Below are 17,754 nucleotides of genomic sequence, written 5' to 3' on the forward strand. Positions count from 1 at the left end.
AAGCCGCTCCTGAACTTGCCAGCACCGTGACCAGCGACCGCAGTAAATTTATTTCAAACATTTCCCACTCCATTCAGATTTATTGCGCACTTATTATCACTTCGACTTGATGCTCCTGCCGGTCGTCAACCAGAAGAACCATCTTGTCGGCTTGCTCGACACCATCGAGTGTCAGGCAGCTGACACCCATCCGCTCATCTACGCCGGCCGGCGTTTGTGATACGGCGATGTGGTATGGCGTTTCCCGATAGCGGTAATGAATGCTGAACGCCTGCCAGTTTGCCGGCAGGCAGGGAGAAAAATGCACCCGGTCCGCGTCGCGTTGCAGACCGAGCAGCGATTCGAGAATTAGCCGGTACATCCAGCCGGCCGAACCGGTGTACCAACTCCAGCCGCCGCGTCCGGTATGCGGCGACAGCGCATAGACATCGGCGGAAACAACGTAGGGTTCGACCTTGTAGGTCGCCACCCCGGCGACCGATAGCGCATGATTCACCGGGTTGATCAGGGTCAGCACATCCCAGGCGCGCTGGCGATCACCCAGTGCGGCGAAGGCCATGGCCGTCCAGATTGCCGCATGGGTGTATTGCCCGCCGTTTTCCCGAACGCCCGGAACGTAGCCACGGATATATCCGGGATCGAGCTTCGCGGTATTAAACGGCGGATCAAGCAGTTGAACCAGCGCGGCGTCGCGGCGCACCAGGTGATCATTGACCGCCTGCATGGCCAGGCACGACCGCTCGCGGTCGATTCCACCGGCGCCGCCAGTGACGCCAATCCCGGAGAGTACGGACCAGCTTTGCGCAATCGAATCGATGCGGCATTCCTCGCTGCTCGCCGAACCGAGCGGTGTGCCGTCGTCGAAGTAGGCACGGCGGTACCACTGGCCGTCCCAGCCGTTCTTCTCGATGCTCTGGCGCAAGCGGAACCACTCGCTCCGGCAAACATCGGAAAAGAAGGAATCGCCCTCTGCCGCAGCCACCGGCGCGAACTGCCTGAGCACCTCGCAGAGGAAGAAGCCCAGCCAGATACTCTCGCCCTTGCCGCCGACGCCGACCCGGTTCATACCATCGTTCCAGTCGCCGGAACCGATCAGCGGCAGGCCGTGGGCGCCGAAACGCAGCCCGTGCCGGATGGCCCGCACGCAATGTTGGTAGAGACTGCTTTGCTCGGCGGAACGGCTGGGCAAATCGTAGTAGGAATCATCCTCGGCGTTGACCAGACGGCCTTCAAGGAAATACGCGGATTCAGCGAGTATCCCGCTGTCCCCGGTAACCGTAAGATAGCGGCAAACCGCCAGGGGCAGCCACAGGTAATCGTCCGAACAATGCGTGCGCACGCCGCGACCCGATGGCGGATGCCACCAGTGCTGAACGTCGCCCTCCAGGAACTGGCGGCTGGCGCAGAACAGTAGATGGTCGCGCACCAAAGCGGGTTCGGCGTGAACGAGCGCCATCACATCCTGCAACTGGTCGCGGAAACCGAAGGCGCCACCGGACTGGTAGTAACCGCTGCGCGCCCAGATACGACAGCCCAGAGTCTGATAGAGCAGCCAGCCGTTGGCCAGTACATTGAGCGACTGATCCGGGGTGTCCACCTGCACCGCGCCAAGACTGCGCTTCCAGTGCTGGCGCACGGCTTCGAGTGCGCCGCGGGCCGCCACGGGACCGCGAAAGCGTTGCACCAGCTTGCCCGCATCGTCGGTATTGCGGCCAACGCCAAGCCGGAAAATAATCTCGCGCTCCTGGCCGTCGGACAGATCGAAGCGTACCTGGAGTGCGGCGCAAGGATCGAGGCCGGCGCCCACCCGGCCCGACAGGCGCGAGCGTTTCATGGCCGCCGGATTACGCAGCGAGCCGTTGCGGCCGATGAACTCGGCACGGTCGCCGGAGAGGGTGCGCGCCGGATCGTCGACGTCGAAGAAGGCCAGCCGGTCGGAAAACTCCGTGCTGTAGGGGTTGCGCGCGTAAAGCGCACCGCTCTGCGCGGCAATTTCGGTGTTCACATGCATGGCCGACTTTTCGCGCAGATCGCCGAGCACCCATTCGACATAGCCAGTGGCCGAAAGCCGGCGTGGCCGTCCCGATTCATTGCGTACTTTCAACACCGAAAACTTGACGGCGGCGTCCAGCGCGACATAGACCCACAGTTCCGAACGGATTCCGCCGGACTTGGTTTCAAAAACGCTGTAGCCGAAGCCATGGCGGATGATATAGGGCGTTGTCGCGCGCACCGGCAAAGGCGTTGGCGACCAGACGTGGCCGCTATCCTCGTCACGCAGGTAAAGCGCTTCACCGCTGGCGTCGCTGACCGGGTCGTTGTGCCAGGGGGTGAGACGGAATTCGTGGGCGTTCTCGCTCCAGGTGTAGGCCACACCGTTCTCCGAAACGACGGTGCCGAAGTTCGGATTGGCCAGAACGTTCACCCACGGCGCCGGCGTCACCTGGCCCGGCGCCAGGCTGATAACGTATTCGCGCCCATCGGCGGCGAATCCGCCGAGCCCGTTGAAGAGAATCAGATCCCGACCCGGCGCTTGATCGCCGAGCGCCGGCTCGGCCCGGTGCGTGCGCAGCGGTTTGAGTTGCGGCGGGCGCGCTTCGCTGAGGCGGCGATCATCGAGCTGCTCAGCCAGCGTTCCCTGGCTGTCGGAAATGACGGCGCGGGCAACCGACTGGAACAGGATGCGATCTTCAGCCGAAATATGCTCGGCCGGTCGAACAAAAATCCCGCCTGGCCGATCAATCACGCTGGCCTCAATGCCCGAGGTGATCAGCCCGATGATCTGATCCTGCAACTGTTGGCGATAACCGGCGTGATCCTCGTTCCAGATCACCAGGTCGACGGCCAGGCCCTTCAAGCGCCAGTAGGCGTGAGCCTCGACGAGTTGGCGCACCAGGCTGATATTGGCGGCATCGGTGATCTGCAAGAGCACGATCGGCAGATCTCCGGAAATGGCGTAACCCCATAGCCCGGATTGGCTGCGACGATTCCGGATCAGCAGCGCCGCATCGGCGCGCAGTCCGGCGTTGGCGTAGATCACCGAACTGGCCAGCCGGGCATGCAGTTGGGCATCGGTCTCGTTGGCATTGAGTTGGCGCAGCACCACCTGACTGTGCGTCCACGCCAGGTCGATGACGCGATCCGCGAGATGCCGATCCTGATATTTATCGATTAGGCATACGGCCAAGTAGCGGTTTTCGGCGATTCCCGAAACAATATCGACGGTCACCGACTGGCCCGCATCGAGGGTGATCCTATGGCGAATGGCGACAATCGGATCGAGTACCGAACCCTCGCCGCCGGACAGCGCTGCACGCCCGCTCATCGCCAGCGGGCTGATGGCGCTGCGGCTGCGGCCGATAAAGCGCAGACGGTCGGTTTCGTAAGACACCGCGCCACTGGCGGCGCCATGCACCGCCATCAGGTGCAGCATCCACGGCGACTGTTCGTCGGGCGAACGCGGCCGACGGGTGCATAAAATGGCGCGGCGATCACGCAGGATTTCGCTTTGTACGAACAGATTGCTGAAGGCCGGATGCAGCGCATCGGCGGCCTGTGGCGCGATCACCACTTCGGCGTAGCTGGTGACCTCGATCTCCCGGCGCAGCCGTGAGCGATTGGTGATGCGCACCCGGCGCAACTCGATGTCATCCTCGGGCGAGACAACGATCTCGGTATGCGTTTCGAAATAACCGCCGCCGGAGCCAACGCCTGGGTCAACCGGGTCGCGGCGACGGAATTCGGCGCGTCCCTCGGAGAAGATCGCTTCGTATTTCTCAGGACGTTTGAGCGTTGGCTGATAGGCGGCCGACCAAAACTCGTCAGTCTGAGCATTCTCATCATGGCCTCTTGTTGTGGTCAACTCGCGGATGTAACAAAAGCTGCCCCAATTGTCGCAGGTCCCATCCTCGCGCCAGCGGGTGACGGCGAGATCCTTCCAGCGACTGTAACCACCGCCGGCATTGGTAATCATCACGTGGTAACGACCATTGGACAGTAATTGCACCTCGGGGATAACCGTGTTCGGGCTGGTAAAAACGCGAATCGGAATTTCGGCGGCCGCCGTGCTCGAACCGGCTGCGGCCAGCCGGGCAGTGTGCGAAAACAATGCCGTAACCTTGGGAATGCGTTCCTGGAGCAGCAGCATGATCGCCTGGAACAGTCGATCCGAAGCAAAGCGCCGCTGCATCGGACGGTTCAGGATCTGATAGGCCAGAGCAAGCAAGCTCATACCCTGGTGATGCGCCATGAAGGAGCGCACCACCACGCACGACTGCCCACGCCGTTGCCGTACCGGCGTGTAGTCGATCGCTTCGTAAAAGCCGAAGCGTCCCATGAAACCCTTGCCGGCAAGTTTCTCCAGATTCAGGCAGGCCTCCTCGGGCGCCACCATCAGGGCCAGCATCGAGGCATAGGGGGCAACGACCAGATCTTCGGCCAGGCCACGCTTGAGTCCCAGACCAGGAACGCCAAAAGCGCGGTATTGGTAGTTCAAATGCACATCGACCGTGTTGTAGCCGGATTCGGACATTCCCCAAGGCACACCGCGCTGGCCGCCATATTCGATCTGACGGGCGACCGCCGCCTTGCAGGTCTGGTCAAGCAGCGTATTGTCGTAAGTTGGCATCACCAGCAGCGGCATCAGGTACTCGAACATCGAACCGCTCCACGACAGCAGCACCGGTTCACCGCCGGTGCCAGTCAGCAGACGCCCGAGGGCGAACCAGCTCTCCTGCGGCAATTTCCCCTGGGCGATGGCGACGAAACAGCCAAGCCGCACTTCAGAGGCCAGCAGGTCGTAAAAACCCGTATCCATGCGGTGTTCAGCGACGTTGTAACCGATACTCAGCAAATGACGCGACTTGTCGAAGAGGAAGTCGTACTCCATGTTCGCAAGCTCTCCTGCGTGCTGCGCCAGGACTTCGATAGCGGCCATCCGGTCGCGGGCAGACAGGCTGCCGGCCTTGGCCAGTTGGCGCAGGGTCGGCAAAGTCGACGCGGCGCCGTCGGCCAGTGCATCCAGCACGCTCGCTGCCGTTGGCTGCTCCAGCCAGGGAGCAAGAAGCATCAGTTCGTCGAGCGCCGTGTGGCATTGCCGGGCCAGCGCCTGTGCCCAGGTACGGGCTTCCTCGCCTTTCGCTTCAATGTCATCGGCATGATCGCCGCTAACATCGTCGCTGGCGGTGAAGTGGGCGAGCAGTTGGTCAGCACCGCTGGTTAGCCGCAGCAGGGTCGCCCGCGCGACCGTCAGATTTCCCTGGCGAGTAACGAAAGCGTGCTTCAGCGTCTTCCGGAATTCGATCAACGCTGCGGCGACACCGTACTCGGCTTCATCGTCGAGCACATCCTCGAGAATTCTGAAGGTGTCGGTCATACCGTCGAACAGCCGCGTGCCGAGTATCGGATCATCAGCCAGGGCGAGCAGGCCGGCGCGCAGGATCAGCAGATGGCCGGCGAGGTTACCGCTGTCCACCGTCGAGACATAGAGCGGCGGCAGTGCTTGCAGGGTTTGCGTGTCGTACCAGTTGTAGAAGTGCCCCCGGTAGCGTTCCAGTCCGTCCATCGTGCGCAGGGTATTTTCCGTGCGCACGAGAAGCTGCCCGGCAGGGAGGTAGCCAAAGTCGTAGGCCGACAGATTAGCCAGCAGCGCCAGACCAATGTTGGTCGGCGAGGTACGGTGCACAACGGCGGCAACGCGATATTCCTGAACATTGTCGGGCGGCAGCCAGTGATCTTCCGGCCCGACATAACGGTCGAAGAAGGCCCAGGTCCGACGCGCCAGCATGCGCAAGAACATGGTCTGCTCGGGCGTCAGATTTGCCTTGCGGCGCGCCAGCGGGCGGCTGACCCACCAGCTTATGAGCGGCGAGCTTAGCCAAAGGAGCAAAATCGGCGCCGCCACGGCCAGTACGGCCGGCCTGGCGCTGGCTAGATGGATGAGCAGCGCCAGGGCGATGGCGGGTCCAACCCACTGCGCGCGGAAGGCGGCGACGAGTTCAGCACGTTCACTGCGGCCGCGTGCCGCCGCTTGCAGATCAGCCTCGCTCGACGGATTCCATTCGAGCAGGTGACGCCGACTCACCTGCATCCGCCAGATCGTGCGCACGATGGCATCCAGGCTAAAGAAAGCCTCGTAGGGAAGACAGGCGAGCTCGAACACCACCTGCTTGCCGCACCGTGACGCCGAGCGGGCAACGCTTGCAAGATGCTGGCGCACGAGCACTTCGTCCGGTTTGCGCAGCATCTCCAGGAAGATGCTAAACAGGGTGGGAATGAGCAGGATGCCAAGTACCGACAGGGTCCAGAAAACAGCCGACGAAATAGCCGACGTCAGCAATGTCCATCCGAGCAGCAGGAGCAGGAGCAGTGCCGCCGGGACGAGGCTGCGCCGCAGGTTGTCGAAGAGCTTCCATTGCGACAGGGCGGAGAGCGGATTGGTCGGGCGACTGTCACCTTTCTTCATGCCCGGAACTTGCCGCAACAACCACCCGGCCAGTTGCCAATCACCGCGAATCCAGCGGTAGCGGCGGCTGACGTCGGCGGCGTAACGGGATGGATAGTCCTCGAACAACTGCACGTCGCTGAGTAGCCCCGAGCGGGCATAACAGCCTTCGAGAAGATCGTGGCTAAGAATCAGATTCTCGGGAAAACAACTAGCAAGTGAACTACCGGGAGTGTCGGGAGTGCCGGGACTACCGAGCGCCTGCACGAAAGCATCGACCTCATAAATTCCCTTGCCGATGAACGAGCCTTCGTCGAACAGATCCTGGTAGACATCGGAGACGGCGCGGGTATAGGGATCGATTCCCGGTTCGCCGCCGTACAGTTACGCATAGCGCGAACGGTTGGTTCCCGGCAGGCTGATCGCCACACGCGGCTGCAAGATGCCGTAACCGTCAATCACCCGCCGCTGCATTCGATCATAGAGCGGGCGATTGAGCGGGTGCGCCATGGTGCCGACAAATTGCCGCGCCGCATCGCGCGGCAACTGCGTATCGGTGTCCAGGGTAATGACATACTTGACCTCACTGAGCACAGCAAGGTCACCAGTGAGATGCGAAAAAGCCGCGCTGCCGACAGCATTTTCGCCATACGCGGCGGGACGCAACAGCGCATTCAAGTCCGCCAGTTTGCCGCGCTTGCGCTCATAACCCATCCACACGGCTTCCTGCGGGTTCCAGCGCCGCGGGCGATGGAAGAGGAAGAAAATATCGTGGCGGACGGGCAGGCTGCTGCTGCCATATTTTTCGTTGAGCTCAATAATTTTCGCCTGAGCCAGTTGCACCAGCGGCGCGTCCGTGGGGAGCGATTCTAGTGCTGCATCACAAAAATCGGTCAACAAGCCAAAGTGCAGGTGGTCATCGCGATTGGCCAGAAACCTGACTTCCAACGCCTCGATCAGGTTCTCGATGCCCTGGGCGCTGGTGAGCATGGTCGGAACGACGACCAGGGTGCGCGCTTGTGCTGGAATACCCTTGGTGAAATCCATTCTGGGCAGCGCATGCGGCGTCACCAGCAGGCTGGCCAGCCAGTTTGCCAGCGCCACGGCCAACTGGCTGGCCGCCAGCAGCAGGACGATGCCAAGCAGGCCGCTCAAGCCATACGAAACCGCCGCAGAAGCCCCGGTAAAGAGTTCATCGGAACGAGCACGGATGAGTAGCGTCCCGGCCAGGCTCGCGCTAAATAGCAGAATGGGGCCCAGATAGAGGACCAATGGAAAGCAGGCTAGCGCACGGCGCATTCTCTCGAAAACTGAAAGCCGAACATTGGCCGCCCGCTCAAGTTGCGGCAAGCCCTTGCCAATCAGGTAGAAGCCGACATGCTGCGCCCGCGCAGCGGTCGCCTGCTCTGTCTCACTGACCGAAGCGGCAGCGGCCAGCGCAACAGCCTGACGCGCCACCTTGACCTCGTCCATGCACCCTTTTTTAGCGATTTCTTCGGTGGCGTGACGATAGCGGTCGCGGGTGGCAAATTCCATGCTGCCGTAGACGCCGGCCGGATCGCCAAGCAGGGTCTGCTCAACATGGCTCATGGTCTCGACGAAGACGCGCCAATCCACTGCACCGAGAACGCGCAGACTGCCTATGCTGTTGCTGACCGAGACCTGATCGGCGGCCTGCTGCTGGTTTTCCGACTGGACCAGTTGCTCGATGGTCAGGCCCGATTCTGAGAGGCGCTGTTCTATCCAGGTCAACGGCAGGGCCAGGGCAGGTCCACGACCCTGTAGGCGGCGCGCGAGTTCGGCAACGAAAGCACTGACCATCGGCGGGTTTGAGCGTGCCATGTCGGCGATGACCAGGATCAGACCATTGGGGTCTTTCTCGGCGGTCTCCATCATCTGATCGGCCCAGACGTTGGCTAGGTTACGATCAGCCCGGCCAGCCGAGATACGCACGCCGACACGACGAAGATTCTCGATGATCGCCAGGCGCAGCATGATCGGGGTCGCCCATAACTCGCCAAGCTTGAGCACGGTGACACTCTGATAAGCCGCCACAAAACGATTCAGGACTTCAGTGTCCACCCGGCCATCACCGTGCGCCACAATTTCAAGCGCGATGTCATAGGCGCGGGGTAGGCCGGCGGCCATCCCTGCGCTCTGGAATGGCGAACTGATTAGGCGCGGCAGATCCCGGCTATACCCTTTTGGCAGATGCCGCTTGGCGGTTCGGATCTGCTCTTCGATGAGATAGAAATTATCAAGCAGCCACTCACCGGCCGGAGTGATCCGACGATTCTCGGTAACCGCAGCGGCGAGCAGGTTGCAAACATCGACCAGGGTGCTTTCGTTTGCTGCCAGACGCACCAGCAACTGGTCCGGAGCGCGGCCCGAAGCCAGTTGGTGCGAAGCGGCCAAGGCCTTGCCGTGCTGTTCCATCTGATCGGCGCTGAACAGCTCCGAGCGCAGCGGTGATTCTTCGTCAAGATTATTGGGTGACAGACCACCGCGCAACCGCGCCGTCAGTTGGTGCAAATACCCGAAAAACGTTGTGCCGGTGTTCAATTCGGGACACCTTTCCAGTTAATAAAATTCGCGCACCCATCAGATATAAAAACAGCCCTTGCGGGCTGCCATTGCTTACTTGATGCGCATGTCATTCTTGACGGATTTCACGCCCCCAACGCTGCGAGCCACTTCAACAGCCTTGCTCGATGCCGCCTGCGAGCTCACAAAACCGCTCAGTTGTACCACACCCTTGAAGGTTTCGACGTTGATTTCGGCAACCTTCAGTGTCGGCTCATTGAGGATGGCGGCCTTCACTTTGGTGGTGATGACGCTGTCGTCGATATACTCGCCCGTGCCTTCCTGCTTGGACGTTGATGCGCACCCCACGGCTGTTACCAGCACCAGGGCAAGAAAGAATGCTGAAAGATAGTTGTTCAGTTGTTTCATGATCGATTCTCCATAGGTGAATAAAACAGGTTTGTTGTAATGAAACCATCGGACCCCGAAGCTCACGTTGCATCGCAAGCTCAACAGCACCATAGCGCCGGGAGCTGAAATAGTCGGTGCGTTGCCGCACACAGCTATTTTGTCAGCAGGCACGCGAAGGCATCGGCGACTAGCGGCAGGCTGAACTTAAAGCCCTGCCCTTGCGCGCATTGGCTGGCCTGAAGGAAGTCGACCTGCTCCTGTGTTTCGACACCTTCGGCAATAACCCGATGCCCGAGACTTTTCCCCATGCCGATCACCGCGCTAACGATGTTTGCACCATAGGTATTGGTGGCGATGTCGCGCACGAAGGACTGATCAATCTTCAGGGTGTTGATCGGGAAGCGTTGCAAGTAGCTCAGGCTCGAATAACCGGTACCGAAGTCGTCGATGGCCAGCCTCACGCCCATGGCTTTGATCGCCTCCAGAACCGACGCCGATGCCTTGGCGTCGTGCATGATGATGTTTTCGGTCAGCTCAAGTTCGAGATAGTGCGGCGCCAGCCCGGTTTCCTTCAGGATCGCGCCAAGCCCGGAAAGAAAGTTTTTGTCCCGAAACTCCAGCGCCGAAACATTGACCGACACGGGCACGGCGTGCAGTCCTGAATCGAGCCAGGCTTTGACCTGGCGGCAGGCTTCGCGCAGAACCCAGCGGCCGATTGGCACGATCAGGCCGCACTCTTCGGCGATTGAAATGAACTGCGTCGGTTGGATGAGCCCGAGATCCGGATCCTGCCAGCGGATCAGGGCCTCGGCGCCGATCATCGCGCCCGAGGCAATATCGATCTGCGGTTGATAATGGAGCAGGAACTCTTCCTGCCGGAGGGCGCGGCGCAGGCTGTTTTCGATGACCAGGCGGCGCACCGCATTGGTATTCATGTCGGCCTTGAAGAACTGGTAGTTGTTACGCCCGATTGACTTGGCGTGATACATCGCGGTGTCGGCGTTCTGCATCACGCTGTCGGTATTGATGCTGTCATCCGGATAGACGCTGATGCCAATGCTCAGGGTGACATGCAGTTCATGGCCGCCGATGCTGTACGGCAGGGCCGAGGCGGCAAGCAACTTTTCCGCGATCAGGGCAGCATCCTGCTGCTGTTCGATTTCAGCGAGCAGGATGACGAACTCACCCCCGCCCTGGCGGCATACCGTATCCGTGGTCCGCACACAGGACATCAGGCGCTCGGCCACCGACTCCAGCAATTTGTCGCCAATGGCATGACCGAGCGAATCGTTGATGTGTTTAAAGTTATCAAGATCGAGAAAGAGTAGCGCAACCTGCATGCGGTGCCGGTCGGCAAGCAGGATCGCCTGGGACAGGCGTTCGGTCAGCAGCACCCGATTCGGCAAACCGGTAAGAAAGTCGTGCTGGGCGATGTGAGTCATTTTCAGCGCCATCGACTTTGCTGTGCTGACGTCATGAAAAACGATCACTGCGCCACTCACCCGGCCATCCCGGTTGTGGATGGGTGCCGAGGAATCCTCGATGGCGAACTCGAAGCCGTCACGCCGAATCAGCACGCAATCGGCCGCCAGTCCAATAGTTTTGTTTTCCTTGATGGCGCGCTGTGCCGGGTTCGCAATCGCCTGGCGTGTCGTGCCGTTGATAATCCTGAACACCTCCGAAAGCGAACGGCCCAGGGCCGCCGCATAAGGCCAGCCGGTCATTGTCTCGGCTACCAGATTCATGTAAGTCAGATTGCCCAGCAGGTCGGTGGACAGCACGGCATCGCCAATCGAGTTGAGGGTAGCCTGGGCGCGTTCCTTTTCGTCATACAGCGCTTCTTCCACCGCCAGCAACTTGAACTCGGCGGCCTTGCGCTCGCTGATGTCCTCGACCGTTTTCACGCGGCCGTTAGCGTGCAAACCGTCAAGCATGGGGGCGCTGCTGACGCGCGTCCACACGATGTTCTCATTTTCCTGCAGAAAACGATATTCGGTCTGAAATGGCTCCTCGCCCATCGCTGCCGCTCGCCACTCGGCAAGCACACGCGCTCTATCCTCGGGGTGGATTGCCGTCATCCAGTTGCTGCCAAGCGTCTGTTCGAAGTTCAGTCCCGATATTTTGTGATAGGCGGCGTTGGTATAGGTGCAACTGCCCTGACTGTCGGAAACGAAGATGCCCAGCGGGGATGCATCGCTCATGGCGCGAAAGCTTGCCTCGCTGTCTTGCAGCTTGCCGCGGGTAGCCTTGTGCTCGATGACGTAACGCAGGGCACGTGGCAGCCAGTGGGCGTCGACATGGGCTTTGGCCAGATAGTCCTGAGCGCCGCGCTGGACGGCCTGGCGAGTCGTTTTTTCCTCATTTGCCGCACTCAAGACCAGGATCAGGGCGTTCGGCGCCGCCTGGAATACCTGATCAAAAGCGGGAATGCCTTGCCCATCGGGCAGCGACAGGTCAAGCAGGACAACGTCGACATTACCCCTGGTCAGCCGTTCAAGCGCAGTGGTGAGTTGCGTTACCCATTCGACATGAAACGGGCTGCCTCCCGTGGTGGCGAGAGCCTCCCTGATTAATCGTGCATCAGTGGCATCGTCTTCGACAATGAGGACGGTAGTCGGCTGAACACCCATGCCGTCAATCTCCGTTGGTGAACAGGTACTCCTTCAACTCTTTGGAGAGACGAGTGTCCTTGCGCCGAATCCATTCCAAAAGCATGGCGGCATGCTCTTTCTCTTCGTCCCGATTATGCTCGATGATGGCTCGCAGACCCGTATCAACGCAGGCATCAACGCGCTGGTTGTACCAATCAACCGCTTCTAGTTCTTCCATCAGGGAAACTAGGGCTCGGTGCATGTCGCGTGTTTCAGCGGACAACTCGTCCACAGGTTCGTGATAACCGACACTGGACATTTCATTCTCCCGTTAATGACAAATTTTGGTGCAACAACAGATCGCTTGTAGAATTTTATGTAGGTCGGGTTAGCGATAGCGTAACCCGACGCAAGCGGTGGTGTCGGGTTACGGTCTGCGACCTAACCCGACCTACTTTGGCTTTGGCTGCAGGAGCGGCGGAAGATCAGCAAGGCGGCGGCGAGTCCGGCCAGCGACGCAATCCCGACCACTTTCCAGGGGTTCTCGCTGATGTATTCATTGGTCGCATTGGCAGCGTCACAAGCCTTGCGGGTGAGCACGATGCGCGCATCGTCGATTCGCGTTCTGGCTTCGGCCAGCTTGCCTTCGATATGCTTGCGCGCCACGGCGAACTCTTCGGCGGTGTAACTGGCCATTTCCTTGAGCAGCGTGTCGGCATCGCCAACAATTGTTTTCAGGTCTGCTACCAGTGTTTCCCCGGTGGGCTGAACAATCCCGGTGTTTGTGGCAAATGTGTTAGTCATGATCTCTCCTGATTGAAATGAATGAGCGACAAGATGAGAGACAAATTCTGTTCTTCTCCCGAGCGCCCGTCTGTGCGCCAGCGAACGCATGGCAACCGTCATCGTTTCAGAGCACTGCCCTGGAGGCTCGTGCAAGGCGAGTCAAAATACCCTGAGCAATGTGCGCTGTCGCACAGACTCCTGCCCTCAACAGAGTCAGGCTACGGGCGAGGATGTGACGATGATTCGCGCCAGCGGGGGCGATCGCTGCACAGTCCGGAAAAGAAATACCGCCTCGAAGAAGCCGTTTTATTAACCGTCGGAAGACGGGTTGTGGCGTTCCGGGAAAAGCAGCATTGGCGGGCTGCGCTGATTTTCCTGAAGGCCGGGCGGCCTGGAACTACTGTGAGGAGACATCAAATGTCATTAGGAACAATTCTGCTGATCGTTGTCGTTTTGATGCTTATTGGCGCCATTCCAAGCTGGCCCCACAGCCGGGGATGGGGTTACGGCCCAAGCGGCGGTCTCGGTTTGGTACTGCTCATCCTGATCGTCCTGTTGCTGATGGGCAGGCTATAGCGCCCGGCCCCGACTGGAACAATCACCGACCGCTATAACGCATCGACGTCAGGTAGGGAATGACGTTTTTGCGTGGCATCATCTCGCCGACAGCGCAGTTTTTTTCGCTTAGTGCGCCGGTGGGGCAGACGTGGACGCATTTGCTGCATGAGGTACAGGACAGCGACTGGCCCCAGGGTTGGTTCAGGTCGGTCACCATCATGGAGTTGATGCCGCGGCCCATCACGTTCCATGTTCGTGCGCCTTCGACTTCTTCGCACGCTCGCATGCATCGTGTGCACAGGATGCAGCGATTCGCGTCGTAGTTGAATTTCGGGTGCGAGGCATCGTACTTGTAGATTGGATAGCGGTACGGATAGCGGGTGTGATTGACGCCGAGTTGTTGCGCGAGCGACTGCAATTCGCAGTGGCCGTTCGAAACGCACACCGCGCAGACGTGATTGCGTTCCGCAAAAAGCAGTTCGAGAATCATTTTCCGGTACTTCGTCACCTTGGGCGAATCGACCGTGACGTCCATTCCCTCGGCCACGAGGGTCGCACAGGCGGGCAGCAGGCGCGGCACGCCGCGGATTTCAATCATGCACAAACGGCATGCGCCGACGTTGGACAGACCTTTGAAGTTGCACAGCGTGGGAATGAAGATGCTGTTCGCGCGAGCAAGGTCGAGAATTGTGCTGCCTTCGTTTGCCGTGAATTCCATTCCGGAAATTTTCAACTTGATGATCTTTGGCATGGTCTCACCCTACCCTTTCACAGCACACGGTTCATGGACGTCACAGCGAAGGCAGCGGCTGCTTTCGGCGATGGCGTTTTCCTTTGTCAGGCCGAGAATGGTTTCCTCGAAATGTGACTTGCGCTGATCCGCCGGCAGTTCAGGCGAAGTGTGTCGCGCGCCGCCTTCCGGTTCGGCGGGAACGACCTGAGGAACGTCGACTGTCTTGAGCAAGTCCGCAAAGTGATCCTGCCCGGTGAGAATGCCGTCGATCGCCCGCGCGGCGTTCTTGCCGGTGGCCATCGTCGAGGAAACATTCGATGCGCCGGTAACCAGATCTCCGCCAGCGAAAACATACGGGCGGTTGGTTTCATAGGTGACCCAGTCGGCGGCGGCGGTATCGTTTTCACGCACGTGAATTCCAGAGCGGCGTAGCGGTTCGACGTCGGGCCGTTCGCCGATGGCGAGAATAATGTTGTCGCACGGAACAATGATTGTTTCACCGCTGGAAACCGGTCGGCGACGACCGTCGAGGTTGAAATCACCAAGTTTTGTACGCATCAGTTCAATGCCGGTAATGCGGCTGCGTTCGTCGGAAACGACGCGCTGCGGCGAGACGAGGAACATCAGTTTTACGCCCTCGGCTTGTGCATCGTCGACTTCCTCGGCAATCGCGGGCATGTCCTGCCGTTCGCGGCGATAGGCGATGGTGACATCGCACCCGAGCCGCAGCGCAGTGCGCGCAGAATCGACCGCAGCGTTGCCACCGCCGATGACAATGACCTTCTTGCCGATGTTCGTCGGTTCTTTGCGCGCCACCTGTTCGAGGAAATGAATCGCATGCCAGACGCTCGGCGATTCCTCGCCGGGGATACCGGCGGTCATCGCTTTCCATGTTCCGGTCGCGAGGAAAACGGCATCGTTCTCAACTTCAAGAACATCAAGTGAAACGCCCGCAGCGAGTTTCTGGTTGAAGCAAAATTTCACGCCGAGGCTTTCGATAACGTCGAGTTCTAGTCTGAGCACTGCTTTTGGCAGGCGATACTGCGGGAGCGAGTAGAGCAACATTCCGCCGGCTTCTTCGCGCGCTTCGAAAACGGTAACGTCGTGCCCGAGCAGAGCGAGATAGAACGCAGCGCTCAGTCCGGATGGACCTGCACCGACAATCGCAATTTTTTTTCCGGTCGCTGCCATGCGGCGCCCGGCAAGGCGCATCTTGATTTCGGCGAGCAAGGGGCCGGCGAATATCTGGTCCGAAATGAACCTATGGACTTCGCGCATGTTGACCGGCGCATCCACGCTTTTACGGCGGCACTGGCTTTCGCACGGATGCTGGCAGATGCGCCCGGTCGAGCCGGGCAGAGGATTGTCAAGCCAGATCATTTCTGCTGCGTCGGCAATTCGTCCGCGTTTTGTCAGTTCGAGGAATTCCGGGATGCGCATGTGCAGCGGGCAGGAATTTTCGCAGGGCGAGAGGAAGAGTTTTTCGCAAACCCCCGCACGGCACCGACGGGTGCGAAGGTGTTCTTCGTAGTCGCGCCGGAAATAGCGCAGCGTGGTGAGCACGGGATTCGGCGCCGTCTGGCCGAGTCCGCACAGCGACATTTCCTTGATCATCTGCGCGAGTTCTTCAAGATCCTGAATATCGGATTCCTCGGCGCTGCCACCGGTGATTTTTTTCAGAATGCGCAGCGCCTGCTCGAGGCCAGCGCGGCACGGAACACATTTGCCGCAGGATTCGGAGTGCGAAAACTCGACGAAGTAGCGCGCGACATCGACCATGCAGTTATCTTCATCCATCACCACCATGCCACCCGAACCCATGATCGCTCCGATTTGCGCGAGCGATTCATAATCAATCGCCACGTCGAAATGCGTCGCCGGAATGCAGCCGCCGGACGGGCCGCCAGATTGCACGGCCTTCACGCGTTTGCCGTCGGGACTTCCCTGGCCGATATCGTAGATAACGCTCTTGAGTGGCGTGCCCAGCGGCAGTTCGACAAGACCGGTATTTTTGATTTTTCCCACCAACGAGAAAACCTTGGTCCCCGAACTGTGCGTCGTTCCTATTTCGGCGAACCACGATCCGCCACGGGCAATGATGACGGGAACGTTGCACCAGGTTTCGACGTTGTTGATGTTCGTTGGCTTTCCCCACAAGCCTTTTTGTGCCGGGAATGGTGGACGCGGATGGGGACGCCCGGCACGACCTTCGAGCGATTCGATCATCGCGGTTTCTTCGCCGCAGACAAATGCACCGGCGCCTTCGATGAGTTTTATGTCGAAATTGAAATTCGTTCCGAAGACGTGTTCGCCGATGAGGCCGAACTCGCGTGCCTCGGCCACAGCGCGTTTCAGGCGATGGACGGCGAGCGGATACTCTGCCCGCAAATAGACAATGCCTTGCGTCGCGCCCATCGCAAACGCGCCGATGAGCATGCCCTCGATGAGCATGTGCGGATCGCTCTCGATTTCGTTACGGTTCATGTAAGCACCGGGGTCGCCTTCGTCGGCGTTGCAGATGATGTATTTCTGGTCGGCGACGGCCTTGCGCAAAAGGTCCCATTTCACGCCAGTCGGATAGCCCGCGCCACCGCGTCCGCGCAGTTTCGATTTTTTTACTTCTTCGACAATCTCGTTGACGTTCGGCTTTTGCGTGGCCTGATAGAAGGCATGGTATCCACCAACAGCGATGTACTCCTCAATGTCCTCGGGATTGATCAGGCCGCAATCGCGCAGAACAATTTTCTTTTGGTTTTTGAAGAACGGAATCTCATTCCAGTTTGGTAGATCGGGAAGACCGCGGCCATACATCACGTGGCCGGTGAGATGATCCCACTCCTCGATTTTGCACAGCGCCTTTTCCACTGGCGGCCGGTTGGACGCAATAGCCTTAACGATCATGGCGGCATCATCGGGGGCGACCTGGCTGAGCACTACGAGCGGGAATCCGGGAATGTGTACGCTTACGAGCGGTTCAACAGCGCAAAAGCCGAAGCAGCCGACCGGAGTGAGTTGAGCATCGACAGACTGTTTTTTCAGCGCTTCGGCAAGCGAGTTCATTACGTCGCGCGCACCGTTGCCTATGCCGCAGGTGCCCATGCCGACCCCGATGCGCGGCTTGCCCGGCAGGATTTTCATCATGCCCGTGCGCCGGATGTCATGCAGCCCGTCGAGATCGTGAATTCTCATTGCCTTTCCCCTGCGTCAATTGCCGCGACGAGTTTGCGAAGTTTGATATCGCTGACATGCCCGTAAATGTCGTGATCAATGGCGGCAACTGGCGCAAGTGCGCACTGGCCGAAGCAGGCGACGGTGCGGATGGTGAGCCCAAAGTCTGGCGTCGTGAATGATGCCGTCGAACCGGTTTCTTCATCGTCCTGGTGAAATCCGGCGCTGGCTTTGAGCGAATCGAGAAGCGGTTTCGAACCGCGCGTGTGGCACGCGGTGCCACGGCAAACCGTTACGGTGTGCCTGCCCTGCGGCTTGAGGTTGAAGAAGGCGTAGAAGGTAACGACGCTAAGAATCTGTGAACGCGACACGCCCATTTTCCGTGCGACGTAGTCGTGCGTTTCCTCCGGCAGATACTTCAGCGGATGTCTTTCCTGGATTTCCTCAAGGACGCTGAGCACGTCGCCGGTCTTGTCGGGGTGGCGCGCAATGATTTCATCGATGACCTGTTCCGAGAGTGGCTTGGCTTCTGCCGCGATCAT

At 59.6% G+C, this 17,754-nt stretch carries 10 protein-coding genes; 1 reads left to right on the forward strand and 9 read right to left on the reverse strand.

The window, feature by feature from the left end:
• Positions 1-79: 79 nt before the first annotated feature.
• The 6 genes from Q1J43_RS06680 to Q1J43_RS06705 form a co-directional block, all read right to left on the reverse strand.
• Positions 80-6,709, reverse strand: a complete 6,630-nt coding sequence (locus Q1J43_RS06680; protein ID WP_301101646.1) for a glucoamylase family protein — start codon at positions 6,707-6,709, stop codon at positions 80-82.
• 117 nt (positions 6,710-6,826) lie between these two features.
• A complete protein-coding gene (locus Q1J43_RS06685) occupies positions 6,827-9,004 on the reverse strand; it encodes a hypothetical protein (RefSeq protein ID WP_301101647.1) in 2,178 nt (725 codons plus the stop codon).
• A gap of 75 nt (positions 9,005-9,079) precedes the next feature.
• Complete coding sequence (locus Q1J43_RS06690; protein ID WP_301101648.1) at positions 9,080-9,394, reverse strand: BON domain-containing protein; 315 nt, start codon at positions 9,392-9,394, stop codon at positions 9,080-9,082.
• A gap of 134 nt (positions 9,395-9,528) precedes the next feature.
• Positions 9,529-12,006: an EAL domain-containing protein gene (locus tag Q1J43_RS06695; protein ID WP_301101649.1), complete on the reverse strand. Its 2,478-nt coding sequence runs from the start codon at positions 12,004-12,006 to the stop codon at positions 9,529-9,531.
• A gap of 4 nt (positions 12,007-12,010) precedes the next feature.
• A complete protein-coding gene (locus Q1J43_RS06700; RefSeq protein ID WP_301101650.1) occupies positions 12,011-12,286 on the reverse strand; it encodes an encapsulin-associated ferritin-like protein in 276 nt (91 codons plus the stop codon).
• Between the two features lie 122 nt (positions 12,287-12,408).
• Positions 12,409-12,771, reverse strand: a complete 363-nt coding sequence (locus Q1J43_RS06705) for a DUF883 domain-containing protein (RefSeq protein WP_301101651.1) — start codon at positions 12,769-12,771, stop codon at positions 12,409-12,411.
• 399 nt (positions 12,772-13,170) lie between these two features.
• Between Q1J43_RS06705 and Q1J43_RS06710 the strand changes: the two genes are divergently transcribed.
• Positions 13,171-13,329 carry a DUF3309 domain-containing protein gene (locus Q1J43_RS06710; RefSeq protein ID WP_301101652.1) on the forward strand — a complete coding sequence of 53 codons (159 nt, stop codon included), beginning with the start codon at positions 13,171-13,173 and terminating at the stop codon, positions 13,327-13,329.
• Between the two features lie 22 nt (positions 13,330-13,351).
• Here the strand turns inward: Q1J43_RS06710 and hoxU are convergent, their stop codons facing one another.
• Genes hoxU through Q1J43_RS06725 form a run of 3 tightly spaced genes read right to left on the reverse strand, consistent with a single transcriptional unit; the run spans position 13,352 to position 17,754 of the window.
• Positions 13,352-14,062, reverse strand: coding sequence for a bidirectional hydrogenase complex protein HoxU (hoxU, locus tag Q1J43_RS06715; protein WP_301101653.1), 711 nt, complete (start codon positions 14,060-14,062; stop codon positions 13,352-13,354).
• Positions 14,063-14,071: 9 nt separating this feature from the next.
• Positions 14,072-17,233, reverse strand: a complete 3,162-nt coding sequence (locus Q1J43_RS06720) for an FAD-dependent oxidoreductase (protein WP_301101654.1) — start codon at positions 17,231-17,233, stop codon at positions 14,072-14,074.
• Positions 17,230-17,754 carry an NAD(P)H-dependent oxidoreductase subunit E gene (locus tag Q1J43_RS06725; RefSeq protein WP_301101655.1) on the reverse strand — a complete coding sequence of 175 codons (525 nt, stop codon included), beginning with the start codon at positions 17,752-17,754 and terminating at the stop codon, positions 17,230-17,232. Before Q1J43_RS06725 ends, Q1J43_RS06720 begins: the two co-directional genes overlap by 4 nt.

The sequence above is a fragment of the Propionivibrio sp. genome (genome assembly GCF_029255185.1).
Lineage (GTDB): Bacteria > Pseudomonadota > Gammaproteobacteria > Burkholderiales > Rhodocyclaceae > Propionivibrio.

Bases quoted from the DNA above. Each gene is read 5' to 3' on its own strand.
- Q1J43_RS06725 (WP_301101655.1), bottom strand. From the start codon at position 17,754: ATGATCGCGGCAGAAGCCAAGCCACTCTCGGAACAGGTCATCGATGAA.
- Q1J43_RS06690 (WP_301101648.1), bottom strand. From the start codon at position 9,394: ATGAAACAACTGAACAACTATCTTTCAGCATTCTTTCTTGCCCTGGTG.
- Q1J43_RS06700 (WP_301101650.1), bottom strand. From the start codon at position 12,286: ATGTCCAGTGTCGGTTATCACGAACCTGTGGACGAGTTGTCCGCTGAA.
- Q1J43_RS06695 (WP_301101649.1), bottom strand. From the start codon at position 12,006: ATGGGTGTTCAGCCGACTACCGTCCTCATTGTCGAAGACGATGCCACT.
- Q1J43_RS06720 (WP_301101654.1), bottom strand. From the start codon at position 17,233: ATGAGAATTCACGATCTCGACGGGCTGCATGACATCCGGCGCACGGGC.
- hoxU (WP_301101653.1), bottom strand. From the start codon at position 14,062: ATGCCAAAGATCATCAAGTTGAAAATTTCCGGAATGGAATTCACGGCA.
- Q1J43_RS06705 (WP_301101651.1), bottom strand. From the start codon at position 12,771: ATGACTAACACATTTGCCACAAACACCGGGATTGTTCAGCCCACCGGG.
- Q1J43_RS06710 (WP_301101652.1), top strand. From the start codon at position 13,171: ATGTCATTAGGAACAATTCTGCTGATCGTTGTCGTTTTGATGCTTATT.